The sequence below is a fragment of the Aquimarina rubra genome (genome assembly GCF_042684305.1).
Taxonomy (GTDB): Bacteria; Bacteroidota; Bacteroidia; order Flavobacteriales; family Flavobacteriaceae; genus Aquimarina; species Aquimarina rubra.
Map to the genome: position 1 here is coordinate 234450 of NZ_JBHULE010000035.1, position 25498 is coordinate 259947.

Here is a 25498-nt window from a genome sequence, read left to right on the forward strand (position 1 = left end):
TATGAAATCTACACTTAAGTTTCTTAAAAGATTAAAACATGCTGTATTTCATAGTATCGCTTTTTATCCGGTATTGATTAGTGCGGGATTCTTTTTTCTAGCGATTATGCTATTATTTATAGAGAATCTGGAAGTAATCAATTCTTTCAAAAAAAAAGTGCCTTATCTATTGGTACAAGATAATGAGACAGCAAGAACAATTTTGTCTACTTTATTCGGGGGGATATTATCTCTAACAGTATTTAGTTTTACAATGGTGATGGTGGTTTTGAATCAGGCATCTTCTAATTTTTCTCCAAGACTTCTTCCTGGTTTGATTTCTAATAAGAAGCATCAAATAATACTTGGTTTTTATATAGGAACCATATTGTACACAATTATTGTATTAATGTCTTTAGGCGCGTATGGCTCATCCACCAACGCAGTGGGTTTCTCTGTGATGGTGGCAGCAGTATTAGGCGCATTTTGTATAGGTTTATTTGTTTATTTTATTCATAGTATTTCTCAGGCAATACAGATTCATAATATTATAGATAAGATTTACATTTCCAGTTGTAACTTGATAGAAAACAAAATTGAGGAGCAACAAAAATCTGATATAAAAGTTGATTTAGATGGTAATCAATTCTGGAAAACCATTCGTAGTAAAAAAACTGGATATTATAGATCTTTTGATCAATTTCTCTTAAATGACTCTTTGAAAAAACAGAAAAATGTCATAGAAATAATACCCTATTCTGACCAACATATTTGGGAAGGAGATCCTATCCTTAGAATAAAAAATCCTATATCAAAAGAAGAACTAGAGTCTTTACATATCTGTTTATATATTTTGTCTAATAGACACGAGGATGATAGCGGTGTAGGAGGAATGATTAAATTGACAGAGGTAGCGGTTAAAGCCTTATCGCCAGGTATTAATGATCCGGGTACAGCAATCAATGCGATTTCAAAATTAGGGCAGTTAATGCATAAAGCATTACGAATCAAACCAAAAACGGTTATTTGTGAACCCAATTGCGAAATTATAGTAGTCCACAATAAAATTTCTGCTTCTGAAATGGTGCGGATTATAATAGAACCGATTAGAGGATATGCAAAAGCCGACAGTTCTGTTTCTTATGAATTATTAGATGCTTTAGTTTTTCTAAAGAATAGTAGTGAAATTGTTCCAGATTATGTAGAAGCTATACAAAGTGAGATTAACTCATTGATTCAGGATTTAAAAGCTAATATTACAAATAATCAAGATCTAAAACGTATCTTGGAGTTGTTAGAAAAATAAGATTAAGAAAATGGGTTCCGAATCAATATTAATATGTATACCAGATATCAGTGGTTTTACCAAGTTTATGAGTTCAACGAATATAGAGTTGAGTGCAGAAGTAATTCCGGCCTTACTTAATAAAGTAATTTATGCTAATCAGATTGGTTTAAAAGTTTCAGAGATTGAGGGCGATGCCGTTTTGTTTTATAAATCCGGTGATCTTCCGCCTTTCAAAGAACTTGTGGACCAGTGCAGGAGATTCTATGAAGAGTTCTATGCTCAACTAGATCTTTTACATAAGAAACATAAGGGCAACGAAGAGAGAGACCATATTCCGGAAATGCTTGGATTAAAAATTGTATTACACTATGGTAAGCAAATAAGTGCAGTGCCTATTGGAAAAAATATTAAACTAATGGGAGAAGATGTGATCGTGGCTCACAGGTTGCTAAAAAATAGTATTCCAATTGATGAATATATTCTTCTATCAGAAGATTTACTATCCGAATACAAGGATCATGTTATTGAACGTAATTTTGGGTGGGGCGAATTACACGATCACGAAACAGAATATAAACATATAGGCGAGATCAATTATAGCTATATTAATTTAAAGCCTCTCTTATCCTAGATTTCTCGGGGTTTTCTACTCAGAAAACGAAAAACGTATTCAAAAAAAAGTCTTCTTAACGATAGCGTTAAGATTAATATTATATGAGCAAAGGATAGCTTTCTTCTCAGTTTATCTTTGTAATGAACATAAAGAATTGTTTTCTGAATGTTCAGTATAAATGAATTATTAATCTTAAAAAATTGCTATGAATTATTTAGATATAGAAGAAAAAAAATTAGTACCTGTTGTTTTAGAATTGAACGTTTTATTAGCAGATTACAACTTATATTATCAAAAATTAAGAGGGTTTCACTGGAACGTTTTGGGGAAGAACTTTTTTGATCTTCACGTGAAATTCGAAGAGCTATACAATGAAGCAAAAGTCAAAATAGATGAAATTGCAGAACGTATTCTAACCTTGCAGCACCACCCTGCTAGTCAATTTAGAGAATATATCAAATTAGCTTCAGTAGAAGAAATAGCTCCTTTAATGAAAGACACCGAAATGATCGAAGAACTTTTAGGGGACCACAAGAAAATATTAAAGCAGATGAAAACGATTTTGAGACACGCAGACGAAGCGGGAGATGAAGGAACTATAGATCTGATAGGAGCTTACATTAGAGAATTAGAAAAATCCAGTTGGATGTTAAATGCTTGGTCAAAAAGTACATCTGACCATTTGGATACAAGTCTAATTAATCAATCTTAGGAAAAAGTAAATTCAATAATAACCATCAAAATTATATACAATGAAAATTTTAAAAATAATAACAACATTACTCATCACCTTTACATTAACGGGAGCGGTTGCTCAAAGTAATTCTCAGATGATGAAAACGAGAACTACCAAATCCTTTGAATTTAAAAAAGACGGCAAATCTGTACCTTATCGCGTAACTGTATTCAAAACAAGTAAGACGCCATTAAAATTGCAGAAAGAAGAAAAAGGACAATTAAATCAGGATAGAAAAATCGTTCCTGCTCAAGTAACGAAATTGATTTACGTTGATAATGATATGTGGAGTGATTATGACAAGTATATCGTGCTTCGATACAACAAGGATGCTAATGACAGTTTTGAATTAAAACCAACGGATAGAGGTTTTAAAGTTATAGTAAATAAAAGAAATGTAGAATATATTTTTGGAGAGGGATTATACTTTGTAAATAATGCAGATCGAGACTTCTTTTTTGTAGACGAATTTGATTCTATCTAAGCAAAAGACCCTAAAATTAATATCTAAAAAAACTTCCGTTATCGGAAGTTTTTTTTTGCTTAGTTTTCACGCTCCTATCTGAGGGGATTCTAGAGAGCCTTTTAACAAACTTTTACAAGTCCCACTTCATTTTGTTTATTATATTTGAAAATAAGTTAAACAAATCAATGTAACTCACTTAAACCTCCTATGTCATGTATACGTTATCAACCACAGCTTTAGAAATTAATATTACTGCAAAAGATACAGAAGGAACTGTTAGGCAAATTCAAGAAGTTATAGGAGGAGATATTGAAGAGCGTTGGGGAGAGTTTACTCTTACTGTAAATAATCTTAATGCTCACGGTTCTATAAGGTTTATTACTTTTGATTGGGGAGTGAGTCTATTAGAGTACGATATCACATTCCACAAAGAAGTGGTATTGATTATGGATGCTTCCCAATATAATCCAATACATTTTGCTTATTGTCTCAAAGGGCATTGTGGACATCGTTTTGGATATCAAAACGAAATTCACACGTTAGAACAATTTCAGTCAGTAATTATAACTAGTACAGACGGTGGCTATAATTATGGTTATTTTCCGAAGGATGAAAAATTAGAGATCAACGTTATACAAATATCCAGGCAAGAGTATTTAAAGAAACGACTTAATAATGTTTCACAACTTAATGAAAAGCTTTATCAAGTTTTTATGGATGAAGATCACGAAAGAACTTTCGCATATTTTGGGACATATAATCTTAGATTAGCAGACCAGATAGGAGCATTACGTTCTGTTAAGCAGAAAGGTATGATACGCATCTTGCAAATAGAAGGCATGATTTATCAAATTTTGTCAATGCATATACAGCAGCACGATAGAGCAATGAAAGAAGAAGTTTTACCAACTACCTTACTGAAAAGGGAATTGAAAATCATTAGAAATTTAGCTAAAAAAATTATTAAGGATGTATCAAAAGATTATTGTTTAGATCAATTATCTGAAGAAACAGGATTAACGCAGGCCAAATTGCAGGAAGGATTTAAGTTGCTATATGCAAGAACGGTTACAGAATATATTCGTCATGTTCGATTAGAAGCAGCTAGGGACCTTATAAGAACAACCGAAATGAATATATCCGAGATTGTATATTCTATTGGATTTAGTAGCCGTAGCTATTTTTCAAAGATTTTTAAAGAGAAATATAATATCAGTCCCAACGAGTTTAAAAATCGAACAGAATATAGGATAGAAGAGTTGGTAGCGGTTTAATGAGTAAGTCTATTTGAAAATTCTCTTTATCAAATAATAAATGCCATATTTTTTAACAGCACTAAAGATAGTAGAAACCCATTGGTAGGGTTGTAAATCTTCTTTAAGTTCAGTTTTAAGCAGCTTAATCTCTTCTAAACTTATTTGTCGTTGTAGATCATATTTTTTTAAATCGTGTTCTATTTCCTCAAAGGAACTGTATGTTTTTGCCATAGGTTGTCTATTAATTAAAAAAGTCTTTCGACATTTTTTTAATGATTTTTCTGTCTATTTGTTTACGAAATCCATAAGCCAGTCCGGTGAATAATAGAAGAATTCCAGCCATCAGTAAACACGCTAAAGAGGTATTACCGATTAGTTTTCCGAGCCAAATCGTCCCGGACACCGTTAGAAAAACGGCACTCATAAAAAGTAATCCTCCAATAATCGCCAACTTGCTAAAAAAGGACAATGCCTTAGTTAACTGCTGAAAAACTTTAAGCTTGTAATATTCTTGAGATGCTTTTAAATAAGATTCCCCAGAGTCTTGAGCTTTATTAGAGGTTTCGTTTAATGCGTCAAAAACACCCATTACGACTTTTGTAGTTTTTTGTTCTTAGCTTTTAATTCGCTTAATTTTTTCTCTAAGGTTGTTATTAAATCTTCTGCTTTATAACTTGCATCCGACATTAATGATTCCACTTTAGTGTCTAGAGAATCTTTCTTAGAGCTTACCGTGTCTGCTATTTGATGCTGTAAGTTTGAAGCTTCCCTGGCCAGATGATCTTTAGTGGCTTGTGCCTCTTCTACTAATTTTTTTCTCGTATTTGAACCTTTATCAGGTGCAAATAAAATTCCTAACGTTGCTCCCAAGGCAGTTCCAGCCAAGATGCCAAGAAGTGTGCTGCTACTTTTACTCATTTTAGTTTGTTTTAGTAATTATTATAACAAAGTTCTCAATATAAAAGAATACAGATTAACTCAAATCATAGTGATATTAACGTAAATGAATTTTAGTAAAAGAATTAATATTTATCTCAAATGCGTTCAGTTGGTTGTTAATATGAGTATAACTTTGAATTGTTAATCAATTTCAATTATTATGTCTAATAAAGTTACGACTAAATATCCTTTTACCGGTGAAACTATCAAAGAATATAGTTTATATACCGATAAAGAAGTTGATAATATTTTGATCAAGGCAAATGATACATTTTTAGAATGGAGAAAGACCTCAATGAAGGAACGAAAATCTTTATTAGAGGAATTAGCAAATGTTTTGGAAAATGAAAAGGAGATGTATGCAAATTTGATTACTCAAGAAATGGGTAAACCCTATAAAGAGAGTATTGCTGAAATTGATAAATGCATTTGGTTGATTAATTTTTATGAGAAAAACGCTGAAGACTTTTTATCGGATGAACTCATACAAACAGATGCCCAAGAAAGTTTTATAAGCTACGATCCTTTGGGAACTATATTGGCAATTATGCCTTGGAACTATCCATTTTGGCAGGTTTTTCGTTTTGCGGTTCCAACATTGACGGCAGGTAATACGGCATTGTTAAAACACGCCAATAACGTTACAGGTTGTGCATTGGCAATTCAAGATATTTTTGAATCGGCTGGTTTTCCTAAAGGTGTTTTTCAAACATTGTTAGCATCACACAATCAAATAGAACAAGTTATAAATAATGAGATTGTGAAAGCTGTTAGTTTAACAGGAAGCGAAAAAGCGGGCAGAGCCATTGCAAAAATTGCGGGTCATAATTTGAAAAAGACAGTATTGGAGTTAGGAGGAAATAATGCTTGTATCATTCTTAAAGATGCAGATCTCGATAAATATATGGAGACTATCGTAAAAGCAAGAATGCAAAATACAGGACAAAGTTGTATAGCTGCCAAGCGGTTTATAGTTGTAGAAGAAATTTATGATAGGTTTTTAGAAAAGTTCAAAGAGGGAGTAGCTGCCTTAATGTTTGGTGAACCCCTTGATCCAAAAACTGATATTGCTACTATGGCTAGAGTTGATTTGGCAGAAGAGGTGGAGCGTCAAGTAACAGAATCTGTGGAGAAAGGAGCAAAAGTTATCGTCGGAAATAAAAGAGACAAGGCTTACTTTGAACCTACAATCTTAATCAATGTAGAACCTGGTATGCCGGTTTTTGATGAAGAGGTATTTGGACCAGTTGCCGCTGTGGTCAAAGCTAAAAGCACAAATCACGCTGTTGAATTAGCATCTAAGTCCAAGTTTGGTTTGGGTACAATGATTTTCACAGAGGATAGAGAAGAAGCCAGAAAGCTAATAAGTAGTATTGAAGATGGTGCATTTTTTGTCAACGAGCTAGTCAAGTCAGACCCTAGATTACCTTTTGGAGGAACCAAACTATCAGGTTATGGAAGAGAACTTTCTAAAGAAGGTATCATGGAGTTTGTAAACAAAAAAACAGTATACATAAAATAATTAAAGTTTAATTAAATAAATAGAAATCTAACAAATGAAATTCATAAAAGAGGAAGACGAAAAAAGAAGAGATTATATATTTCAAAAAAATAGTAAAACCAAAATAGGAGCAAAATTCGTTCTAATAGTGTTGGCATTATTGGTCGTGGGCGTAGTTGTTTCTGGTTTGTTTCTTGAATATTTTTAGTAGTACATATTGTTTCAATTCATCTAAGCAATAAAAATTTTCATTTCAATAAAGAATTAATAAAATAAGATCATGGCAAAGATAAAGCAAGTAAAGCTTGATAGAGTACCCGAATATTTAGAGGTTGATAACGCAAAAAAAAATTCAATTACAGTAAACACTGATATTGAATTTCATCCGATAGATATTTCGGGAAACATGGAGTATATACTTCACGTTTTTGTGTATGATATTCATGGGATTAATGATGTTCTTGTGTTAATTGCCAATTGGGATGACACCGAGATATCCGGAGTAGTTAGAAATGATCGAAAGGATGATTTTTTATGTAAAGAGAGCCGATTGATTAGATGCAGCGAGGTGAATAAAAAGGATGTTACAATTAAAATACCGATGACCGTGAAGCTAGGAAAACTTCAGGATAACACCTCTGTTTACACAAGGCAATTTAAAGTGTTTGCCACATTAATTCCTGCTGTATACCGCGCATCAAAGTGGTCAGAAGCCTTTGAGTCACAGTTAGTGTTTTGATAAATAGACGAATAATAGTGTGAATGGTGATGAATAGTATAATTAAAAGCAAAAAAGATGAACGTATCAGAACAATTACTTAAAATATTACAGGCAGAAGGAGTAAAACATATTTTTGGAGTGGCAGGGGATGCGCTCAATCCTCTTGTAGATGCCATAGGAAAGCAGGATATGATAGAATGGATAGGCGTAAATCACGAAGGAAATGCTTCATACGCCGCATTTGCTCAAGGAGAGTTAAATGGCAACTTTGGTGTGTGTGCGAGCACGGTTGGACCAGGTGCTTTACATCTAATTAATGGATTGTATAATGCAAAAAAAGAACGATCTCCTGTAATCGCAATAACAGGACAAATTCCGATCGAACACTTAGGAACAAATTATCATCAGGAAGCAGATCTCAAAAAAATTTATGATGATGTTTGCGAATATCAAGCAATTATTAGATCACCAGAAGAAGCGCCTAGGGTAATTTTAAGAGCTATCCGCATAGCTGTTAACCATAATTGTGTATGTAGAATCGAATTACCGGCAGACATAGCGCAAATGAAAGCAGAAAATATTAATTATGTTCACAAAGTCTTTAGATCAAACAGTGCTATCTTACCTAGTGATCAGGAACTGCAAGCAGCTGCTAAGCTGATCAATGAATCCAAAAAAGTTGGGATTCTGGCAGGGGCAGGATGCAGAGCAGCAAGAGAAGAAGTTATTCGATTTTCAGATTTACTTAAAGCACCTATTACTCATACATTGAGAGCTTCGGATGTATTTGATCATTCGACGAATAATGTTGTGGGATTAACAGGTTTAATAGGTAATCCTTCCGGTTATGAAGCAGTGATGAATTGCGATCTACTATTAATGCTTGGAACCGATTTCCCATACACGGATTTTCTTCCAGAGAAAACTAAAACGATACAGATAGACGTAAGGCCAGAGAATATTGGTAATCGTACATCGGTAACACTTGGACTCCATGGGGATATTAAAAGTACAATCGTATCGCTTTTAGGCTTATGTATAGAAAAAAAGGATAATGATTTTTTAAAGAGATTGATTGAAAAATTTGATGATTGGAAAATTTCCAATGATCAAAAAGCAGATCCGTCTCGGGATATGGAACCACTACATCCTCATATTTTTGCAAAGGGTGTCAGTGACATGGCTTCAGATGATGCAATCTTTGCCATCGATACAGGAACAGCAGCTATTTGGGCTTCAAACTTTATGAATTTCCATTCTGATCGACGAATCATCGGATCTTTTAATCACGGTTCCATGGCGGTAGGTCTACCTGCAGCTATAGGGGCACAGCTTCAATTTCCAAATAGAGAAGTTTGGGGATTGATAGGTGATGGAGCTTTTAATATGTCATTACAGGACTTCTCTACCGCAGTGAAAAACCAACTGCCTATCAAAATTATAGTTTTCAACAACTCACAACTAGGGTTTGTAAAGATAGAGATGGAAGAAGCCGGATTAGCGCCCAACTTTGATGCTTTAAGAGTAAATAACTTTAACTTCGCTGAATATGCTAAATTATGTGGAGGTGACGGTGTAAAAGTAGAGCACGCAAAAGATATCATTGCAGCGATACAGAAAGCTAAGAAATCCACAAAACCGTTTATAATTGATGCAGTGGTAACCAACGCAGAGTTATCGCTTCCGCCCAAAATAGGATTTGAAGAAGCAAAAGGTTTTGGAATATCCAAAGTAAAAGAGATATTTCGAGCCTTTAATGGAGAAAAGGAACAATGGGAAAATATCAAACAAGAAATTGAAGCATATTTTGATTAGTAAAATGTGAATTGATACAATCTAAAAGTAAACAAGTTAATAACAATAAATAAAATTAGGATTAGAAATGGAAAAATTAGGACTTACAGAAGAAAACTGGCAACAATTTTTAGAATGGGTTTGGGATTTTGTGCCAGGAGTAGTATCTGCAATTCTTATATTCTTTGTAGGTATTTGGATTATTAATATGTTTAGTAAAGGGTTACGGAAATTCTTCCAAAAGAAGGATTACGATGAAACATTAGAGAGTTTTTTATATGATCTAATTAATATAGGGCTAAAAATCTTATTAATAATCTTAGTTATTACACAATTAGGAGTGCAATCTTCTTCATTAGTAGCTATTCTGGGTGCTGCTGGTTTAGCTGTCGGACTGGCATTGCAGGGATCGTTATCTAATTTTGCCGGTGGCGTATTGATCCTGTTTTTTAAACCATTTAAAATAGGTGATTTTATAGAAGCGCAGGGAGTTTCAGGAACTGTCAAGGAAATATCGATATTTAAAACTAAATTAAATACGTTTGGAAATCAATTAGCAATAATTCCTAATGGAAAACTATCTAATGAAAACATCATCAATTACTCTGCAGAATCAACACGCCGTAATAATTTAGAAATAGGAATTTCATACACTAGTAATATTAAGGAGGCTAAAAGTATCCTTCTTGACCTAATTAATAATCAAGAAGGTGTTATTCAAGATCCGGCACCAGAAGTGGTGGTTTCAAAACTTGGTGACAGCGCAGTTACTTTATCACTTAGATATTGGGCGTCACTAGATGATTATTGGCGTATTCATTTCTATACTGTAGAAGAATCTAAGAAAAGATTAGAAGATAAAGGTATTTCTTTACCCTTTCCTCAAAGAGAAGTGCACGTCTATAATAAAGATGGTCAAAACACTAAGAAATCAGCTTTTGGAGCTGACAAAACGACTGTTGATATAAATACTAAAGAAGAAAATGATGGAAAGCAATAGACCAAGTATAGAAAATGAAGATCAGTATGAAGCCCTAAGAGATAAGGGCTATAGTAAAGAAAAAGCTGCGCGTATTGCAAATACTGCTGATAGTGGCGAGAAAGGTGGTAGCGCCACGAAGTATGAAGATCGAACCAAAAAGGAATTATACGATCAAGCGAAAAAAGTTGGTATCGAAGATCGATCTAAAATGGATAAAGAAGAACTCATAAAAGCATTAAGAAACAATTAAAAATCGAATTATGAATTATGTAATTATTGCGATGCAAATTATCGTTGGATTAAGTATTTTAAATGTGTGGCTTATACAGAATAAAAAGGCAACCAAATGGAGAGGTGGTACAGCTAGTACGATTATTGAAGAGTTTGAAGCTTATGGACTTCCAAAATGGTCGTGTTATTTTATAGGAAGTTTAAAAGTTATATTGGCAATTCTATTAATAGCCTCGATTTGGTATCCTGCGATTAAGGAGTTTGCGGCTTTGGGATTGGCTTTGCTTTTATTAGGGTCAATAGCTATGCATTTCAAGATCAAAGACCCTTTGTATAAATCATTCCCTGCCTTCTTGTTTTTTGTAATGTGTACGCTTATAGCAGCGAGCAGTCATATTAAACTTTATTTTTAAGTCAGTTTTAAATTTGAGTTGCATATTTTACGCATAAATACAAATTAAGAATTGCATAAAGAAAAGATGGTATGGACGGTAAAATTGGGTCTTTAATTTTTATTCGTACTCCAAAACCGAGAATCATGAGTAAGGCAAGGCCGCCAGCAGATATTATAAGAAGGATAGGCATGTAGAAGTAACCAATAATTAATCCCAATCCTCCTAATATTTGTAATATTCCTGTAAGACTTCTTTTTTCTTCTAGGCCATAACGAATAAACTCGTTTTTCATATGCTCTGTAAATAGACAATTAAAACCATAAAAAAGAAAAGAAAAAGCCGAGAAAAAAGTGATAATTGTTATCGAGTTCATAATGTTTTGAGATATTGGATAATAATCAATTCTAACTTTAAGTGTATTAAAAAAGCGGGGTTTTTATTCCCGCATTTTTAAAAATATTTTGAATCGTTTGATATTAGGTATTGAGCAATACTTAATTTTTCAACAAATTAAAAAGCTTTTCGGCTACTTCTTCAGAAGATGCAGGGTTTTGTCCTGTAATTAAATTTCCATCTTGTACAGAATACGATTGCCAATCATTCGCCTTACTATAAACTCCTCCATTTTCTTTTAACATATCTTCTACTAAAAAGGGTACCACATTGGTCAGTTCTACAGCTTCTTCTTCGCTATTAGTGAAACCAGTTACCTTTTTTCCTTTTACTAAATATGCACCGTCCGTGGTTTTTACATTTTTTAAAGCAGCAGGAGCGTGACAAACAAGTCCGGTCGGTTTATTATTTTCATAAAATGACTGAATTAAATGAATGGAATCTTGATCATTAGAAAGATCCCATAAAGGCCCGTGACCGCCCGGATAAAAGATAGCGTCAAAATCTTTTTCTTTGACATCAGAAAGTTTGAAGGTTTTGCTCAGTTTTTCTTTTAAATCTTTGTCATTGTGAAAACGTTTGGTAGCTTCTGTTTGGTTTTCTGGTTTGTCACTGCTAGGATCAATAGGAGGCTGGCCACCTTTTGGAGATGCTAATGTGATTTCTACGCCCTTGTCTGCTAGATAATAATAGGGAGCAGCAAATTCTTCAATCCAGAACCCTGTTTTTTCTCCTGTGTCACCAAGTTTATCGTGTGATGTTAATACAAATAAAATTTTCATTTTTATATTTTTAATAAGTTTTCATTTTGTCTTTTCTTTTTCCCAATTGATCGTTCAAGTCTCGAATGGTCTCTGAGATAGCGTTCTCAAAACTAGTTTCGTCAGAGGATGCATATAATCTTGGTCCGGGAGCACTTAAACGAATACCACATATATGCCCCGTGTCGTCGTCTCTATTCTCTTTTTTAAAGAATATGTCTCCACGTATTATAAAAGGATACTTATTAGATAGGTTGCTTAATTTTTCTTCCACAAAAGATTCTAATCGATCGCTTGCGGATACATTCGTGTATTCAAATACTGTTTTCATATTTTTTTATTTTAATTAGACGCCTTTTTCACCACAACCGGATTGATCGGTTGAAATTTTGGTTTCAAGTCGTTATAGAGATCAAGTTGAGGGTTGGTTAAGATATCTCCCATGTCTTTACTCTCTTTCGCATAATTTAATTTAAGTTCTGCAATCTTTTTTTTTGTTTTAAGGTTGCTGTTTCTGATTTTTTTGGCATTGATCAAATATTCTTCAACTTTGTTTTCAAAAAGAAGTATTTGCTTTTCTGTTAAGCCTAATTGATCGTCATACTTTTGAGTCAGTTCTTTCGCTTCTTCTTCTAGCTGAGGATCTTCCATGTTTTGTGTTAGCGGATTTTGTGCTATTGCCATTGTACTCAAAAAGAGTATAAAAATTTTAAGAATATTTTTCATTATTACAGTTCTAAAGGTTAGTATTTCTTTGATGTAGTTAGCAGATAAGTTTCTTTTTAGGTTGTAATGGATTCTTGATTTGAAGAGTTCAATCCTGGTTCGTTCTGGAAATTTCCATTAAACGTAAACTCTCGTTGTAACATTCTTGTTCGGGTTTCTGGATTTTCTTCTTCCCTAAGATCTTCTGGTAAATCGTTTACATTCCCGCCATAGTAGCCTACAGCAACCGCAGTGGCAACGTGATATTCTTCTGGAAATTGAAATTCTTTCTTTGCGCTTTCATGATCCACACCTGCCATTTGATGTAAAGCAATACCGAGATGTTGCGCCTGAGCGGAAACATTTCCCATAAATAGACCTAAATCGTGTAATGCATGGAAATTTTCTTTACCGTCCTCGGTGGTTGTTTTATATGCATTTAATAATAGTGCAGGAGCATTGCTTGCCCAGGATCGATTGAATTCGCTTAAGCAATTCAAGATTCTTTGATAGGTTTTACTACCTCTAATCCCCCAAATAACTCTCCAGGGTTGTCGATTATAAGAACTAGGAGCCCAGCGTCCGGCTTCAAAAAGTGATCTGAGCTCAGTTTCGCTAATTGGAAGTTCCGAAAATACTCTTGGACTGTATCGTTCACTTAAAATTGGCAGTATGTCAAATTTTGTGTCTTTTTGGATTGTTTCTTTCATTGTATCTTTTTTATTTAAAGATACTCTGAACTGAAGAATGATTTTAACTCAAAACAATTAGTCCTTAACTCTTATACAGTATAAGTGATTTTACTTGAAAAAATAAATAGAATTCATTTTTGATATTTACGCCAAGAGCAGAAAAGGTCATAGCGATATTAATAAAAATATGATGAACCAACATTTTTGTTATTCCGGCTATCATCTATGGTGTAACGTCTTTCTTTGGTTTGGTAATCTTACTGATTTTCTTCTTAACATTTCTTAAATGCGCTTTGCTTCCAAATTTCTTTCTACGCAAACCTGGCCTTTGAATATTATCTTTGTTTTTCATCTAAAATATAAATAATTAATGATTGAATTTAGTATACTTTGGGTAAGCGAAGGTAAGATAAATAGAGAAGGTTCTGCATAAAATAGAGACTGTTTTATAAGGTTCAAAAACTTGTTTTTTTTGTTGTGTTATTCTTGTCTTTACAAATCTACTTTATATTCAAAAAAATAATTTTATGACGACTTAGACCAAGCGGTAAACATCCAGTGTCTCTTTTCTAATCTCCGCATAAATTCTGTTGCTAATTCTTCTGTAGCAGCATCTCCTGTTTTTAAGGAGGCGTCGATAAGGTCTAGTAGTGAGTTATGTATTATATTAAAATCTTTTAAGATTTCTTGTACCATTGCGGTTGGAATCAGTTCCCTTTCTACTTCTTCTATTTGGGATAAAGCTATATGCTGTTTTAAGGTGTTTTTTGGTTTCAAACCAAATACTCTTATACGTTCGGCGAGAATATCTATTTGTGACTTTACTTCGTTATACTCAATTTCAAATTGTTCGTGTAACTCAAAAAAGTCTCCTCCTTCTACATTCCAATGAAACATCCTCAATTTATGATAATGCACTATATAATTTGATAATAGTTGATTTAGTGATACCACAATTTCTGCAGTTTCCAAATAAGTGAATCCTAATTTCTTATAAGACTTTTGTTTTTTCATCGTTTCTGACATACTAATTTTATGATTTTAGATTATTTTTCTACCTGTCCTTCAGATAATATTCTTTTCGCTTCAGGTTCTGATAATGTCTCATTCTCTTTAACAAGTGATTTCACTTCTTTCTGAGATTTGTCTTTAAGCTTTTTTAAATGGTAGATGGTAGGTATAATGGCTACTACCGTGATTAATATAGCTGTTGAAAACGTAGTAAACAGAATCATTGACAAGGACGCTTCGGCTTCCCAAAAAAATAGTTTTATAGCAACTATTTGAGAATTTTGCAATGTAAAAATAGTGATACCTATTAATAATATTGCCGTAACTGTTAATGTAACCAGTTTTTTCATTTCTATTTTTTACACCTTACCCTTTTGTTTAAAATGAGACGAAAGTATAGGTAATTTATATATAGATTTAATAAAACAAAATTCTATAGATTTTATTAACGCATATGATCTTAATAATGACTCAAATGGTATTTTAAGTATACTGCAATGGCAAATAATAATTATTCAAATAATATAAATCAGTATTGCACAGAGAAATGGATTATTTTTTCAACGAAAAATCAATGACGTAATTAAATAGTACCATTTGTTATTAGGTGAAACTTGTATTAGTGTTTCGATCCCTAAACAATCCTTAAGAATAGAAATGAAGATGGTTGAAATTTAAAAAAATGCAAATTTTATGTAAATAAAAGAGAGTTATAGGGATTTATTTCTGTAATGATTCGATTATCGAGTGGCCTCGGCAGGATTGGCTGTCGGTTTTAGGATTAGCTCTGCTGATCCTCAATAAGCTCTCTTTTGCAAACCTGCAGGCCGGCCGGCAGGTAATAAACCACGAGCTATCGCTCTGGTTCTTTATTTCATTCCAAAACTTCAAACTACGTTTGGTTTTTCCACAAAATAAAGAACCACGTCTTTTGGACGTGGTTTCTTGCTGGTAGTGACTCCAAGCAAGCAAAATTCAAAAATTAAGAAGAAATTTTTGAGTACTTAAAAGAGAATCAAGTCTGGTTGCTATTTATACTGAAAAGAAAAATACGGAAAATGAACTAAGCTTTATTTAATATTTGAATTGTAATTGTATATGACTTAATTCTATTTGATTCCTCTAAAATAATAGTTAGTTATTTAGTTTGTTATAATGTTGTATTTATAGAATTTATACAATCTTCTTTTTAAAATCAGCAATACTGTAACTTGTGATAAACTATCTAGATTTTTTTTATAAAATTAACCGTTAACCACAATAAAAACATAAATCCACTAACTAACAATATAAAAATGTAAGGAGTATAATTAAATCTACTGTCTGATTTCTTTGGGGTATGGGGATTATGTTCTCCAGTATCAATAGAACAATGCTTTGTATAGCTATTCCCATAAGGTGTTCCGTAGTCTAATTTCTTTGTAGTATGAGGATCGTAGTCTCTTGTGTCAATAGAATAACTCTTTTTATAACCATTCCCAAATGGTGTTCCATAAGTACTTGCATCAGGAGTAATAGGAAAAAAATAGGTTTTGCCGTCGGTGTAATTAGAAAATATACCCAAAGCAGCTAGAAAAACTAGTAATACTAATAAAGGAAGATATTTTTTTATAATCTGAAGCATATATAACTTTTTAATATTTGTGTCTCACTATTTAAAAAAGTTACACAACTTAAATGTTAAAATAAGAAAATATACTTTGAAGGTAACAAACACGTAGTTTTTTTGACATTATTTTCCAAGATTTGACTTTGGTCTCATAGTTTTTAGGATTGTTATTTTAACCACGTGAAGTAATACAATGAAACAAAATTATCTCTGTTTGGTGAATATTAACAGATTTTGTGACCTCGGCAGGCCTGCTTGCAAGTAGCAGGATTACCTTTAGGTGTTCCTTTAAACTCCGTAGTCTAAATAAAAAGTCACAAATCATAGATTTGTACTTTTTTGTTTGTATTTCGATTCTTGAACTAGTTCAAATCTCATCCAAACAAAAAAGTCTGCAATTCTGCAGACTTTTCATTCTTAAGTGACCTCGGCAGGATTGGCTAAAGTCTCCCCTGACAAAGCTCCGCTTTGAGAATCAACAAAAGAAACCTACGCTTTACTCAAAATAAAAAAGCAAGCTCTTTTATTTTGAGCTTGCTTTGTTTTCAACTTTTTGTTGATTCATTCGTGACCTCGGCAGGATTCAAACCTGCAACCTCTTGAGCCGTAATCAAGTGCACTATTCAGTTATGCTACGAGGCCTTTTTTGCGGGTGCAAATATATGAGTATTTTGTAAATTATAAAACTATTTTAAAGTTTCTTTTTTAAAATTTTTAATGATTTCATCGGCTTTTTTTACATCATTATCTAAAATAAATAATTCCGTTGAATCTTCAATAGTGCCAAATCCAGCTAATCTTCCGGATTCTCTATGATCCTTAATCATAGAAGGAATATGTATTTCGTCTAGCAAAAAGGCTAACCGATTAGCCAGAATTGATGTGCCTGTATATATTTTAATGTACTTGTTCATAATTTAAATTTTAATAAATATTTTGATTTAAGCGGAATGCATAAGAAGCATTCCGCTTTTTTGGTTTACTCTTTTGATGTTTTTTGAGACATCATTTTTTTAGCAAGATCTGCGCCGATCAAAGACTGTAACAAATTGTTATCAGAACTTTGTTTACCACCATCCTGAATATAAATTTCAGGTAGTTTCAAATCTTTGAGTTGCTTGGCAACATTTACAGAAGTTTTATATTCCCATTCTGCGCGCTCTTGAGGTGTAAGCCCTGCCGTTACTAATTTGGCATTCTCATACGATTGTGCATCTGCCATAGTCTTCTGAGTTTTTGCTTTAAACTGTGCAACTTCATAGTTCTTACGCTCTTCAATAAGATTAAATTCTGCTACTTTGGCTTTCGTTTCAGCTTCAATAGTTTTTTGAATTTGTTCTTTTTCTAATCGTGCTCTTTCTGCAGCTTTTTCAGCTTCACCTCTTGCAGTTTCTTTCTGAGCTCGGTAGAATTCACGTTCAGCTTGTTGCTTCTCTAATTGGGTTTGTGCCACTTCTTCTTTTTGTAATTGAAGTCGTTTGTCAAACTCCGGCTCCCAATCAATCTCGGTAACAACAGCTTGTACGACTGTTAAACCATATCCTCCTAGTGAATTTCCTTTTTCCCTAACAGGCTCTCCGTCTTCATACTTTATTCTAAAACGTTTTTGTTTAGACTCTTTGTTTACTATAGTTCTTACTGTAGCACTATCACCAATGGTTTCTCTGTTTTCATTGGCAATAAACTCTTCGAGAACATACATTCCGTTTTCTAATTGATCTTTAAAATATCTATCAAAATCAGAAGCTTGGCCGGATATATAATCCTGAGCATCCATAAGCTTACAGGTATTTTTTATAGACTGATCAATATTAGGAATGATTCTGGAACGAATTAAGTTTTTCTCCGTTTTATTACGATCCGCAACGGACAAAAATTGGTCTTGATCTGCTGTATTAATGCTGATTACCACAGAGGTTGCGATTCTTGCTTTTACCGCATCGCTAAACGCCCAGTATTTGGCTTTATCAACATTTGCATATTTACTTTGCTCACCTAATTCATTCTTTTTATTTGGAATCACATATTTAATAGGTAATTCGAATTGTATAGGTATAAGTCGTCCCCACATTTTGGTATGGATTCCTTGATGAACAACTGCTTTCTGACTTCCCCAAGGATACTGCACTGCGTAAGCCGTACCTGGCTCTGCATAAAAGAACATTCCTGAGATAACACTCATCACAAGTCCAATGATGATCATTGAAATATTTCTTTGTCGAGTGAATTTATGTAGTGTTTTGGATTCTTTAAAAAATGGCTTGATAATAAAAATGGTGATTCCGATGAGCACCATTATAATTCCTAGATATGTTAGCATAGTAATAGCATATTAAAATTTATTAATTAGTTTTTTAGTCAATGAAGAAATGCTATTGATTACATGATTTCTATGCGTATTATAAGGTTAAGAATTATTTTAATTATTTCGTTTCCATTCAATATATATGGAGAGAAATAAATAGAAAAATATTTATGCTAAAATCTGCAAAAGTGAATATTTTTTATAAGCCTAAAGATGATTTAAGTTTTAATATGAAAGTTTATTGTCTTTATTATTGTTATAAATTGTAAGTATATATTACAATTATATTTAAAAACTATAATAATTCAAGGCTGTTTTTGAAACTGGATTTAAAATTCAAGGCAGTTTTCATAATTTTTTAGCCCTTTTTTTTGATTTTGATTATTTTGCAGGCATGAACATACAAGAATTAGTACGAGACATACCTGACTTTCCGAAGCCGGGAATTATTTTTAAAGATATTACACCACTTTTGGCAAATTCTGAAGCATTAGTGCACTGTGCGGATCGATTGGCAGGATTGTGTCCAACAGATATAAAGATTGATAAAGTGATCGGTATTGAAGCCAGAGGTTTTATTCTGGGAGGTATGATTGCTCAACGATTGGGTGCAGGTTTTATTCCTGTTCGTAAAAAAGGAAAATTACCATCCAAAGTGAATTCTAAAAGTTATGGATTAGAGTATGGAGAAGATATTTTAGAAATTCATATGGATGCGATTAAAGCAGGAGAACATATTTTGATCCATGATGATGTATTGGCAACGGGAGGTACGGCGCAAGCAGTGTGCGAACTTGTAGAAGAATTAGGAGGAACGGTTGTTCAATGTAATTTTATTATGGAATTAGATTTTTTAAACGGAAGAGAGAAGTTGAAGACAACGGTGGCTTCTTTATTAAGTTATTGATTGATAGAAAAAGAAAAGAGTCTTCAAAATACTAAAGACTCTTTTTTGTATAAAATTTAGTGCAGAATTATTTTTTGGTAGTTGCAATGATGGCTCCATCTTTTGCTTTGTCACCATAAATACTGATAGCTGTTGTTGATTTAAGGAAATCAACTTCTTCTAATTTATCTGATTTGGCTAATTGATCCAATGTTTTAAAATCAGATTCTTTTCCATCGATAATAATTAATTTGTCGATATCCGGGTCGTCTACAAAACTATACTTCTTGGTTTTACTAAAATGAGAAGGAAACTGTTGCCCATTAAAAATGAAGTTTCCGTTTTCATCTTCTTCAAAATCAAAAGAATTCATAATCTGATCTTTTAACTTACCCATATCAAAGTGTTTTCCATTAAAAAATATAGAATCTCCTTCTTGGTCAAAATCAAAATCAAACCTGAAATTCTTATTTTTTAAAATACTGTCCATGTCAAAATTTCTAGTATTAAAACCAATCTGATTCCTCCAGGAATTGATATCAAACATTCCCGAATTGGTTATGTATAAATTTCCATTTTTATATCCAAGTTCTACATCGGATATAGGTTCTGTAGATGATGAGGAATATTTGCTTTTGGCGTTTCCTTTTTTAAGAATAACACTTAAACTGGTAATCTCATTTTGATCGTTAAACTCTATTTTTTCGATAATTAATTCGATACCATTTTCTGAAAAGAATGTTTTGAGGTCCTCTAGCTCTTTTTCAGTTGTGTTTTTATTTATGGTAGCGATGATTTCATTAAACTCAGAAATGTCCTGAATCTGTTCTGGATGTGATTCTGATGTAAATGCTGTTAAGGAGAATATACCTAGTATACCCATTCCCATAATGATCCATTTTTTCATACTAAATATTATTTTTTGGTTTTCGATTTTTAATTGAAATGAATTCAGTTATAAATACGAAAAAAGGATTCTGATGTTGCAAGCTAATCTATATTTAAAGAAGAGTTTTTTAAATTAACTTAAGGCTCTTTTGGTTACATACAATCTCCAGCCAAAAATTAGCATTTGTAGTTTGGAGGCTTTGGTTAGATCCAGGCGTTTTTTGGTAAAGCTTGGAAGTAGTAGTTTGTTTAGTTTTGCGAGAAAGATAAAAAGCTGTTTTTCCATGCTTCTAAAATAGAAAAAACTCGTCGCATGGCGATGAGTTTTTAATTACTTGTTTTGAATATTATGTGGTTAGTTCTTTAAAATAACCTCTATAACTCCATTTTTTGCCTCCGAGCCAAATCTTGTCAGAGCTTTTAAATCCTTATAAATATTTACTGACGCTATCTGATCACTTTCGATTTTTTGTAGTTCATTGTAATCGGCTTTTTTTCCATCGATATATACTAAAGGTTTAGACTTGCTTGTTCCTGAGGTAAAATTCATTCCATCAGAGACTTTAATTTTTACTTTTTTGTCATTATTTGAATTAACGATTGAATAACTTTTAGGGTCGTTTTTAAAAGAAAATCCAGTTCCCTTTTTAATATTCTTTTTCGTGGTAATATTGATGACACCGTCTTTTGCTTTTTTTCCGTATTTCTTAATACCGGCTTTGCCTTTGGATACATCAATACTTTCTATGTCTGAAGATTTTAATTTTTTCACTTCTTTTTTACTGGCTTTTTTGCCATCAATAAAGAACAAAGGATCTTTTCCTGAATTGCCGTCAAAATCAAAAATTGTCTCGTGGTCATTAGAGTTTATGAAAATCTGATTATCGTGTTCATCATCACTACTTCTTATGACGAACTTGTTCTTGCCACCTTTTGTTTTGAATAATTTTCTTTTGTGTTTTTTATCGCTTTCTACGATGAATATGCTTTTTCCGTTATCATCAGACTTCAGTTCGAGAATTTGTGCTCCATCATTTTCCCCACTAGTACTTTTACTGATCCATACATTGTTTTGTCCGCTATTGGATTGTCCGATATTTATTTTTTCTTTTTTACTATCATAGGATATTACAAATGGATTTATTGGGGTTTCGTTTGCAATAGAAAAATTGGCATTACTCTTTTTAGATGATAATACAACACCAATGCTGGTAATCTCATCGTTATCATTTCTATTGATATCACTAAAGGTAACTTCTACATCATATTCATTTTTAAAAACTCGTTTAATTCTTTCTAAATCTTCTTTTGTAGAATTTTTGTTGATTATAAACTTAACAGTGTTTTTTTTAGTTTGCACAATCTTTGGTTTTGTAAGAGGTGTCTCTTTTTTAGAAGGTGCATTTTCTATCTGGTTCTTTAAAACCGTTTTTTGGGTAGTGATAATTTTTGGATTACTTTTTTTAAGCGATTCGTTTTTTTTAGGAAACAAAGGGGTGCTTTGGATAACGGGATTCCCTTCTTTGGTAGGAAATGTTATTTCTTGAGAATCCTGAACTACTTCTTTTTGTTCCTTTTTGTTAGATGAAACGGATAGTTCCGGTGTTTCATTCTGGAGATATTGTATTTCTGTTTTAGTATTAAATCCCCATAAAAATAAACTTAGCAAAGGTACTATGATTGTTACTTTCCAGAGATGGTAATGATTTGATTTTTTTTTGTTTAACATAACGATTCGTTTTTTGATTAATGATTGATAAAAATTATTGGTGATTGATGAAAAATTATTCGACGAGACTTTTACTAATGTTAATTGATATTCTTTTTTCGAAGGAAGATCTCGGATAGCTTCTTGATCTGCAATGAACTCTAAGTTTTGCTGTAAACTTTTTTTGTACAGCCATGATACAGGATTTATCCATTGAAATATTACGAAAAGGTTCGTGATTAATATATCTATGGTGTGATACTGTTTTGCGTGTATTTTTTCATGTTTTAGGATCATTCTTAATTCTTCGTTATTATGAAGTAATGGGTTGAATATGATGTATCTGAAGAAAGAAAATGGAGCAATGTCTTCTTGGGTTTTTAAAATAGAAAATCCTTCTTTTTGTTTGTTTTGACTTTTTGCAAAAATCCTTTTCAGGGAAATAAGTTGAAAAATAAAACGACCGAATAATAATATGGCAGCAAGGATGTATAAGATAAAGGCCATTAGCCACCAATTTATAGATAATGATTCATTCTCTGGGTGAGAAGAAGTTATTGCAGTAAACTCTATTGAATGGAAAACAGGTTTTTCTATATATTCTACGGTAGTAAACTCTAGAAAGGGAAGTAGCAACGAGCTAATAATTCCTGCTAAAAGAAAATGTCTGTTTAGCGTAAAGAAGGTTTCTTTTCTTAAAAAAAGGATATAGACTAGGTAAAATAAGGATAGTGTAATACTGGACTTAAGTAAATATAGTAAAAACGTTTCCATGGGTTTACTTTTTTTGTTCGATTACGTCTAAAATCTCTCGCAATTCTTCGGCTGTTATTTTTTCTTCTTTAGCAAAAAATGAAACCATATTTTTATAAGAATCATTGAAGTATTGTGTCATTGCTTTGCTAACAAAATTACTTCTGTAAGCTTCTTTAGTGATAATAGGGTAGTATTGATGGGTTTTGCCATAAGCTTTATGACTTATGTATCCTTTTTCTTCCAGATTTCTGATGATGGTTGAAACTGTATTATAGTGTACTGTGTTATTAAGTTCGGCTTGAACTTCTTTTGCAAACGCTTTCCCTAGTTTCCATAACGCTTGCATAATTTCTTCTTCCTTATTTGTTAATTTTTCCATCCTTAGGTTCTTTGTGATTTTCAAATATATAACTAGAATTATAGTTTTACAACTATTTTTGTAGTTATTTAACTATTTTTTTAGTTTTCAATACGAAAATTATAAGTGATAAAACCCAAAAAATATAGTAACATCGGTGACATATGACATACTTGTTCTATATTCGCAAACAAATTAATGGCATATGATTCAGAGTATAATTTTTGTAATTATAGGGTTTGTACTTCTTGTTGTTGGAGGTGAGTATTTAGTACGTTCATCGGTAGCATTATCCTTTAGACTAAAATTGTCCAAAATGGTGATTGGTCTTACTGTGGTTTCTTTTGCAACCTCTGCACCGGAGTTATTGGTTAGTTTACAAGCAGCTCTAAGTGGTTCTGCAGATCTTTCTCTGAGTAATATTATAGGTTCTAATGTAGCCAATATAGGATTGGTTTTGGGTATAACTGCATTGATAGGGCCTTTGGCAATCGATAAAGATTTTTATAAGTTCAATTGGCCGGTAATGATGCTGCTATCGTTTGCATTGTATTTTTTCTTGGATAATGATGGAGTGCTTACAAGAATGGAAGGTGGTGTACTTTTACTTTCTTTATTCGTATATATGTTTGTGTTGATTAAAAGAGCACGAAAGCATGCGGATAAAATGGTAGAAGAAGTGGATGGTGCTTTAGAAAAGGTTTCTAATTTTAAGATGATACTTTGGTTACTGATAGGAGGTCTGGCTTTATATTTTGGCTCAGAGTTACTGGTAGAAGGAGCAAAAGATATTGCCACAAGAATGGGGGTTAGTGAGGCAGTTATTGGGCTTACTATGGTAGCTGTAGGTACAAGTGTGCCAGAATTAGCAGCTTCTGTAATTGCTGCATTAAAACAAGAAAAAGCAATCTCTCTAGGAAATTTAATTGGTTCCAATATTTTTAATATAGCTTCTGTTCTTGGGGTTACTTCTTTAATTCAACCCATCGTGGTAAGTGATACCCGTCTTATGAATATCGATATCTTTTGGATGCTCGGATTTGCAATGATTTTATTACCATTGGCTTTTATTCCTAAAAAAATGATTTTGAGCAGACCAAAGGGTTTTTTGATTTTTGCCGGGTATTGTGTTTTTATTGCTCTAGTATTTATAAAGTAAGTGCCTAACCTGATATAAGAACAAAAAACTATTTTACCGTTTTATATAAAAACTGATCAACTTTTGTTCGTAGTTTAAGTTTCTTGTTTTATCAGGGGTGATAGTAAATTTCAATTGGTATAATGCAGAATAGTAAAAGCTTTTCTTTTAGTTGACACGTGTTTGATTAGTAATCAGAAATCAAGATAGTTTTTATGGTATTACTGTCCATTTATTTAAGGACGGGATGGGATAGCCATAAGAAAAAAGCCTTCTGAAAATATCAGAAGGCTTTTTTTGCGTTTAACAAGTAATTTAGTTAGTTACTTACTTGATTCGAATCATTATGCTGTAACTGCAGAAATATCAGCGGTTTTAACAGTTTTAACAATTCTTGCAGCAATTTTATAAGGATCACCATTAGAAGCAGGACGACGATCTTCTAACCAACCTTTCCATCCGTTTTCTACAGTGATAATTGGGATTCTGATTGAAGCTCCTCTGTCAGATACTCCATAAGAGAATTCATTGATAGATTGAGTTTCGTGCTCTCCTGTTAATCTTTGATCATTAAACTCACCATAAACGGCGATATGTTCTTTAGTTACTGGTCTAAATGCTTCGCAAATAGCTTCATAAACTTCTTTCGATCCACAAGTTCTTAGTACTTCGTTAGAGAAGTTTGCGTGCATACCAGAACCATTCCAGTCACCTTTTACTGGTTTAGGGTGGTACTCAATATAGTATCCATATTTTTCTGTAAGACGATCCAAAAGGTATCTTGCTATCCATATTTCGTCACCTGCTTTTTTAGCACCTTTAGAAAACAATTGAAACTCCCATTGTCCACTAGCAACTTCTTGGTTAATACCTTCGAAATTAAGTCCGGCATCTATACATAGGTCAGCATGCTCTTCTACAAAATCTCTACCATGAGTGTTTTTTCCTCCTACTGAACAGTAGTACATTCCTTGAGGACCAGGATATCCACCTACAGGAAAACCTAAAGGTAATTGAGTGGCTTTGTCCATAATAAAGTATTCTTGCTCGAAACCAAACCAGAAATCACCATCATCATCGATTGTAGCTCTAGCATTAGATTCATGTGGGGTTCCATCTGCATTAAGAACCTCAGTCATTACCAAGTATCCGTTTCTTCTTGTTGGATCTGGATAAATAGCAACGGGCTTTAATAAGCAATCAGAAGATCCTCCTTCTGCTTGTTTTGTAGAACTACCGTCAAAAGACCATACCGGACAATCCTCAAGCTTTCCGCTAAAATCGTCTTCAACTTTTGTTTTACTTCTTAGATTAGCAGTTGGTTTATAACCATCTAACCAAATGTATTCTAATTTAGCTTTACTCATAATTAACACTTTATAAATTG

Annotated in this window: 31 protein-coding genes and 1 tRNA gene; 13 read left to right on the forward strand and 19 right to left on the reverse strand. The window is 32.8% G+C overall.

Going from position 1 to position 25498, the window contains the following annotated elements; all coding sequences use genetic code 11:
• The first annotated feature begins 1 nt into the window (after window position 1).
• The 5 genes from ACFSR1_RS20805 (at window position 2) to ACFSR1_RS20825 (ending at window position 4356) form a co-directional block, all read left to right on the forward strand.
• Window positions 2-1285, forward strand: coding sequence for a DUF2254 domain-containing protein (locus ACFSR1_RS20805; RefSeq protein ID WP_378294959.1), 1284 nt, complete (start codon window positions 2-4; stop codon window positions 1283-1285).
• A gap of 67 nt (window positions 1286-1352) precedes the next feature.
• Window positions 1353-1898, forward strand: coding sequence for a DUF2652 domain-containing protein (locus tag ACFSR1_RS20810; protein WP_378294960.1), 546 nt, complete (start codon window positions 1353-1355; stop codon window positions 1896-1898).
• A 187-nt stretch (window positions 1899-2085) separates the two neighbouring features.
• Window positions 2086-2592, forward strand: coding sequence for a Dps family protein (locus ACFSR1_RS20815; RefSeq protein WP_378294961.1), 507 nt, complete (start codon window positions 2086-2088; stop codon window positions 2590-2592).
• 40 nt (window positions 2593-2632) lie between these two features.
• Window positions 2633-3100 carry a hypothetical protein gene (locus ACFSR1_RS20820; RefSeq protein WP_378294962.1) on the forward strand — a complete coding sequence of 156 codons (468 nt, stop codon included), beginning with the start codon at window positions 2633-2635 and terminating at the stop codon, window positions 3098-3100.
• A gap of 194 nt (window positions 3101-3294) precedes the next feature.
• Window positions 3295-4356 carry an AraC family transcriptional regulator gene (locus tag ACFSR1_RS20825; RefSeq protein ID WP_378294963.1) on the forward strand — a complete coding sequence of 354 codons (1062 nt, stop codon included), beginning with the start codon at window positions 3295-3297 and terminating at the stop codon, window positions 4354-4356.
• A gap of 9 nt (window positions 4357-4365) precedes the next feature.
• Here the strand turns inward: ACFSR1_RS20825 and ACFSR1_RS20830 are convergent, their stop codons facing one another.
• The 3 genes from ACFSR1_RS20830 to ACFSR1_RS20840 are packed head-to-tail and all read right to left on the reverse strand — an operon-like array spanning window position 4366 to window position 5256.
• The gene (locus tag ACFSR1_RS20830) at window positions 4366-4569 is read right to left on the reverse strand and encodes a DUF6327 family protein (protein WP_378294964.1); all 204 of its coding nucleotides are present in this window, start codon (window positions 4567-4569) and stop codon (window positions 4366-4368) included.
• Between the two features lie 10 nt (window positions 4570-4579).
• Window positions 4580-4927, reverse strand: a complete 348-nt coding sequence (locus ACFSR1_RS20835; RefSeq protein ID WP_378294965.1) for a hypothetical protein — start codon at window positions 4925-4927, stop codon at window positions 4580-4582.
• Entirely contained in the window at window positions 4927-5256 is a 330-nt protein-coding gene (locus ACFSR1_RS20840; RefSeq protein WP_378294966.1) for a YtxH domain-containing protein, read from the reverse strand. The genes ACFSR1_RS20835 and ACFSR1_RS20840 overlap by 1 nt, the downstream gene beginning before the upstream one ends.
• 181 nt (window positions 5257-5437) lie before the next feature.
• Here ACFSR1_RS20840 and ACFSR1_RS20845 point away from each other — a divergent pair, with 181 nt between their 5' ends.
• From ACFSR1_RS20845 to ACFSR1_RS20870, 6 genes are all read left to right on the forward strand, one after another.
• Window positions 5438-6799, forward strand: coding sequence for an NAD-dependent succinate-semialdehyde dehydrogenase (locus ACFSR1_RS20845; RefSeq protein WP_378294967.1), 1362 nt, complete (start codon window positions 5438-5440; stop codon window positions 6797-6799).
• A 259-nt stretch (window positions 6800-7058) separates the two neighbouring features.
• Window positions 7059-7517 carry a hypothetical protein gene (locus ACFSR1_RS20850; RefSeq protein ID WP_378294968.1) on the forward strand — a complete coding sequence of 153 codons (459 nt, stop codon included), beginning with the start codon at window positions 7059-7061 and terminating at the stop codon, window positions 7515-7517.
• A gap of 57 nt (window positions 7518-7574) precedes the next feature.
• Window positions 7575-9314 (forward strand): thiamine pyrophosphate-dependent enzyme, encoded by a 1740-nt coding sequence (locus ACFSR1_RS20855; protein ID WP_378294969.1) that lies wholly within the window; start codon window positions 7575-7577, stop codon window positions 9312-9314.
• A 67-nt stretch (window positions 9315-9381) separates the two neighbouring features.
• Entirely contained in the window at window positions 9382-10293 is a 912-nt protein-coding gene (locus ACFSR1_RS20860) for a mechanosensitive ion channel family protein (protein ID WP_378294970.1), read from the forward strand.
• On the forward strand, window positions 10277-10525 hold the full coding sequence (locus ACFSR1_RS20865; RefSeq protein ID WP_378294971.1) for a DUF7218 family protein: 249 nt from the start codon (window positions 10277-10279) through the stop codon (window positions 10523-10525). Before ACFSR1_RS20860 ends, ACFSR1_RS20865 begins: the two co-directional genes overlap by 17 nt.
• A gap of 10 nt (window positions 10526-10535) precedes the next feature.
• On the forward strand, window positions 10536-10919 hold the full coding sequence (locus tag ACFSR1_RS20870; RefSeq protein ID WP_378294972.1) for a DoxX family protein: 384 nt from the start codon (window positions 10536-10538) through the stop codon (window positions 10917-10919).
• A gap of 7 nt (window positions 10920-10926) precedes the next feature.
• Here ACFSR1_RS20870 and ACFSR1_RS20875 read toward each other — a convergent pair whose 3' ends face one another.
• The 11 genes from ACFSR1_RS20875 to ACFSR1_RS20925 form a co-directional block, all read right to left on the reverse strand.
• Window positions 10927-11274: a DoxX family protein gene (locus ACFSR1_RS20875; RefSeq protein ID WP_378294973.1), complete on the reverse strand. Its 348-nt coding sequence runs from the start codon at window positions 11272-11274 to the stop codon at window positions 10927-10929.
• 121 nt (window positions 11275-11395) lie between these two features.
• A complete protein-coding gene (locus ACFSR1_RS20880; protein WP_378294974.1) occupies window positions 11396-12076 on the reverse strand; it encodes a type 1 glutamine amidotransferase domain-containing protein in 681 nt (226 codons plus the stop codon).
• A gap of 10 nt (window positions 12077-12086) precedes the next feature.
• Entirely contained in the window at window positions 12087-12386 is a 300-nt protein-coding gene (locus ACFSR1_RS20885) for an HPF/RaiA family ribosome-associated protein (protein ID WP_378294975.1), read from the reverse strand.
• 11 nt (window positions 12387-12397) lie between these two features.
• Complete coding sequence (locus ACFSR1_RS20890; protein ID WP_378294976.1) at window positions 12398-12781, reverse strand: hypothetical protein; 384 nt, start codon at window positions 12779-12781, stop codon at window positions 12398-12400.
• Window positions 12782-12837: 56 nt separating this feature from the next.
• Complete coding sequence (locus ACFSR1_RS20895; protein ID WP_378294977.1) at window positions 12838-13470, reverse strand: nitroreductase family protein; 633 nt, start codon at window positions 13468-13470, stop codon at window positions 12838-12840.
• A gap of 507 nt (window positions 13471-13977) precedes the next feature.
• Window positions 13978-14466 (reverse strand): Dps family protein, encoded by a 489-nt coding sequence (locus ACFSR1_RS20900; protein ID WP_378294978.1) that lies wholly within the window; start codon window positions 14464-14466, stop codon window positions 13978-13980.
• A gap of 32 nt (window positions 14467-14498) precedes the next feature.
• Window positions 14499-14813: a LapA family protein gene (locus tag ACFSR1_RS20905; RefSeq protein ID WP_378294979.1), complete on the reverse strand. Its 315-nt coding sequence runs from the start codon at window positions 14811-14813 to the stop codon at window positions 14499-14501.
• Window positions 14814-15688: 875 nt separating this feature from the next.
• Window positions 15689-16087, reverse strand: coding sequence for a hypothetical protein (locus ACFSR1_RS20910; RefSeq protein WP_378294980.1), 399 nt, complete (start codon window positions 16085-16087; stop codon window positions 15689-15691).
• Window positions 16088-16640: 553 nt separating this feature from the next.
• Window positions 16641-16714, reverse strand: a tRNA-Arg gene (locus tag ACFSR1_RS20915).
• Window positions 16715-16758: 44 nt separating this feature from the next.
• Window positions 16759-16986 carry a putative signal transducing protein gene (locus ACFSR1_RS20920; RefSeq protein ID WP_378294981.1) on the reverse strand — a complete coding sequence of 76 codons (228 nt, stop codon included), beginning with the start codon at window positions 16984-16986 and terminating at the stop codon, window positions 16759-16761.
• Between the two features lie 65 nt (window positions 16987-17051).
• The gene (locus ACFSR1_RS20925) at window positions 17052-18392 is read right to left on the reverse strand and encodes an SPFH domain-containing protein (protein ID WP_378294982.1); all 1341 of its coding nucleotides are present in this window, start codon (window positions 18390-18392) and stop codon (window positions 17052-17054) included.
• Between the two features lie 379 nt (window positions 18393-18771).
• Between ACFSR1_RS20925 and ACFSR1_RS20930 the strand changes: the two genes are divergently transcribed.
• The gene (locus ACFSR1_RS20930) at window positions 18772-19284 is read left to right on the forward strand and encodes an adenine phosphoribosyltransferase (RefSeq protein WP_378294983.1); all 513 of its coding nucleotides are present in this window, start codon (window positions 18772-18774) and stop codon (window positions 19282-19284) included.
• Window positions 19285-19351: 67 nt separating this feature from the next.
• Here ACFSR1_RS20930 and ACFSR1_RS20935 read toward each other — a convergent pair whose 3' ends face one another.
• The 4 genes from ACFSR1_RS20935 to ACFSR1_RS20950 form a co-directional block, all read right to left on the reverse strand.
• Entirely contained in the window at window positions 19352-20170 is an 819-nt protein-coding gene (locus tag ACFSR1_RS20935; RefSeq protein ID WP_378294984.1) for a hypothetical protein, read from the reverse strand.
• 114 nt (window positions 20171-20284) lie between these two features.
• Window positions 20285-20437 (reverse strand): SsrA-binding protein, encoded by a 153-nt coding sequence (locus ACFSR1_RS20940; RefSeq protein WP_378294985.1) that lies wholly within the window; start codon window positions 20435-20437, stop codon window positions 20285-20287.
• Window positions 20438-20506: 69 nt separating this feature from the next.
• Window positions 20507-22633 carry a M56 family metallopeptidase gene (locus tag ACFSR1_RS20945; protein WP_378294986.1) on the reverse strand — a complete coding sequence of 709 codons (2127 nt, stop codon included), beginning with the start codon at window positions 22631-22633 and terminating at the stop codon, window positions 20507-20509.
• 4 nt (window positions 22634-22637) lie between these two features.
• Entirely contained in the window at window positions 22638-22994 is a 357-nt protein-coding gene (locus tag ACFSR1_RS20950) for a BlaI/MecI/CopY family transcriptional regulator (protein WP_378294987.1), read from the reverse strand.
• A 184-nt stretch (window positions 22995-23178) separates the two neighbouring features.
• Between ACFSR1_RS20950 and ACFSR1_RS20955 the strand changes: the two genes are divergently transcribed.
• On the forward strand, window positions 23179-24132 hold the full coding sequence (locus tag ACFSR1_RS20955) for a calcium/sodium antiporter (protein WP_378294988.1): 954 nt from the start codon (window positions 23179-23181) through the stop codon (window positions 24130-24132).
• A 323-nt stretch (window positions 24133-24455) separates the two neighbouring features.
• Here the strand turns inward: ACFSR1_RS20955 and ACFSR1_RS20960 are convergent, their stop codons facing one another.
• Window positions 24456-25478, reverse strand: coding sequence for a glutamine synthetase beta-grasp domain-containing protein (locus ACFSR1_RS20960; protein WP_378294989.1), 1023 nt, complete (start codon window positions 25476-25478; stop codon window positions 24456-24458).
• Window positions 25479-25498: the final 20 nt, after the last annotated feature.

Bases quoted from the DNA above. Each gene is read 5' to 3' on its own strand.
- ACFSR1_RS20920 (WP_378294981.1), bottom strand. From the start codon at position 16,986: ATGAACAAGTACATTAAAATATATACAGGCACATCAATTCTGGCTAAT.
- ACFSR1_RS20830 (WP_378294964.1), bottom strand. From the start codon at position 4,569: ATGGCAAAAACATACAGTTCCTTTGAGGAAATAGAACACGATTTAAAA.
- ACFSR1_RS20850 (WP_378294968.1), top strand. From the start codon at position 7,059: ATGGCAAAGATAAAGCAAGTAAAGCTTGATAGAGTACCCGAATATTTA.
- ACFSR1_RS20815 (WP_378294961.1), top strand. From the start codon at position 2,086: ATGAATTATTTAGATATAGAAGAAAAAAAATTAGTACCTGTTGTTTTA.
- ACFSR1_RS20835 (WP_378294965.1), bottom strand. From the start codon at position 4,927: ATGGGTGTTTTTGACGCATTAAACGAAACCTCTAATAAAGCTCAAGAC.
- ACFSR1_RS20810 (WP_378294960.1), top strand. From the start codon at position 1,353: ATGAGTTCAACGAATATAGAGTTGAGTGCAGAAGTAATTCCGGCCTTA.
- ACFSR1_RS20935 (WP_378294984.1), bottom strand. From the start codon at position 20,170: ATGAAAAAATGGATCATTATGGGAATGGGTATACTAGGTATATTCTCC.
- ACFSR1_RS20910 (WP_378294980.1), bottom strand. From the start codon at position 16,087: ATGCTTCAGATTATAAAAAAATATCTTCCTTTATTAGTATTACTAGTT.
- ACFSR1_RS20955 (WP_378294988.1), top strand. From the start codon at position 23,179: ATGATTCAGAGTATAATTTTTGTAATTATAGGGTTTGTACTTCTTGTT.
- ACFSR1_RS20900 (WP_378294978.1), bottom strand. From the start codon at position 14,466: ATGAAAAAACAAAAGTCTTATAAGAAATTAGGATTCACTTATTTGGAA.
- ACFSR1_RS20840 (WP_378294966.1), bottom strand. From the start codon at position 5,256: ATGAGTAAAAGTAGCAGCACACTTCTTGGCATCTTGGCTGGAACTGCC.
- ACFSR1_RS20825 (WP_378294963.1), top strand. From the start codon at position 3,295: ATGTATACGTTATCAACCACAGCTTTAGAAATTAATATTACTGCAAAA.
- ACFSR1_RS20925 (WP_378294982.1), bottom strand. From the start codon at position 18,392: ATGCTAACATATCTAGGAATTATAATGGTGCTCATCGGAATCACCATT.
- ACFSR1_RS20885 (WP_378294975.1), bottom strand. From the start codon at position 12,386: ATGAAAACAGTATTTGAATACACGAATGTATCCGCAAGCGATCGATTA.
- ACFSR1_RS20930 (WP_378294983.1), top strand. From the start codon at position 18,772: ATGAACATACAAGAATTAGTACGAGACATACCTGACTTTCCGAAGCCG.
- ACFSR1_RS20870 (WP_378294972.1), top strand. From the start codon at position 10,536: ATGAATTATGTAATTATTGCGATGCAAATTATCGTTGGATTAAGTATT.
- ACFSR1_RS20845 (WP_378294967.1), top strand. From the start codon at position 5,438: ATGTCTAATAAAGTTACGACTAAATATCCTTTTACCGGTGAAACTATC.
- ACFSR1_RS20890 (WP_378294976.1), bottom strand. From the start codon at position 12,781: ATGAAAAATATTCTTAAAATTTTTATACTCTTTTTGAGTACAATGGCA.
- ACFSR1_RS20865 (WP_378294971.1), top strand. From the start codon at position 10,277: ATGATGGAAAGCAATAGACCAAGTATAGAAAATGAAGATCAGTATGAA.
- ACFSR1_RS20860 (WP_378294970.1), top strand. From the start codon at position 9,382: ATGGAAAAATTAGGACTTACAGAAGAAAACTGGCAACAATTTTTAGAA.
- ACFSR1_RS20945 (WP_378294986.1), bottom strand. From the start codon at position 22,633: ATGGAAACGTTTTTACTATATTTACTTAAGTCCAGTATTACACTATCC.
- ACFSR1_RS20805 (WP_378294959.1), top strand. From the start codon at position 2: ATGAAATCTACACTTAAGTTTCTTAAAAGATTAAAACATGCTGTATTT.
- ACFSR1_RS20895 (WP_378294977.1), bottom strand. From the start codon at position 13,470: ATGAAAGAAACAATCCAAAAAGACACAAAATTTGACATACTGCCAATT.
- ACFSR1_RS20855 (WP_378294969.1), top strand. From the start codon at position 7,575: ATGAACGTATCAGAACAATTACTTAAAATATTACAGGCAGAAGGAGTA.
- ACFSR1_RS20820 (WP_378294962.1), top strand. From the start codon at position 2,633: ATGAAAATTTTAAAAATAATAACAACATTACTCATCACCTTTACATTA.
- ACFSR1_RS20940 (WP_378294985.1), bottom strand. From the start codon at position 20,437: ATGGAAAAACAGCTTTTTATCTTTCTCGCAAAACTAAACAAACTACTA.
- ACFSR1_RS20960 (WP_378294989.1), bottom strand. From the start codon at position 25,478: ATGAGTAAAGCTAAATTAGAATACATTTGGTTAGATGGTTATAAACCA.
- ACFSR1_RS20950 (WP_378294987.1), bottom strand. From the start codon at position 22,994: ATGGAAAAATTAACAAATAAGGAAGAAGAAATTATGCAAGCGTTATGG.
- ACFSR1_RS20905 (WP_378294979.1), bottom strand. From the start codon at position 14,813: ATGAAAAAACTGGTTACATTAACAGTTACGGCAATATTATTAATAGGT.
- ACFSR1_RS20875 (WP_378294973.1), bottom strand. From the start codon at position 11,274: ATGAACTCGATAACAATTATCACTTTTTTCTCGGCTTTTTCTTTTCTT.
- ACFSR1_RS20880 (WP_378294974.1), bottom strand. From the start codon at position 12,076: ATGAAAATTTTATTTGTATTAACATCACACGATAAACTTGGTGACACA.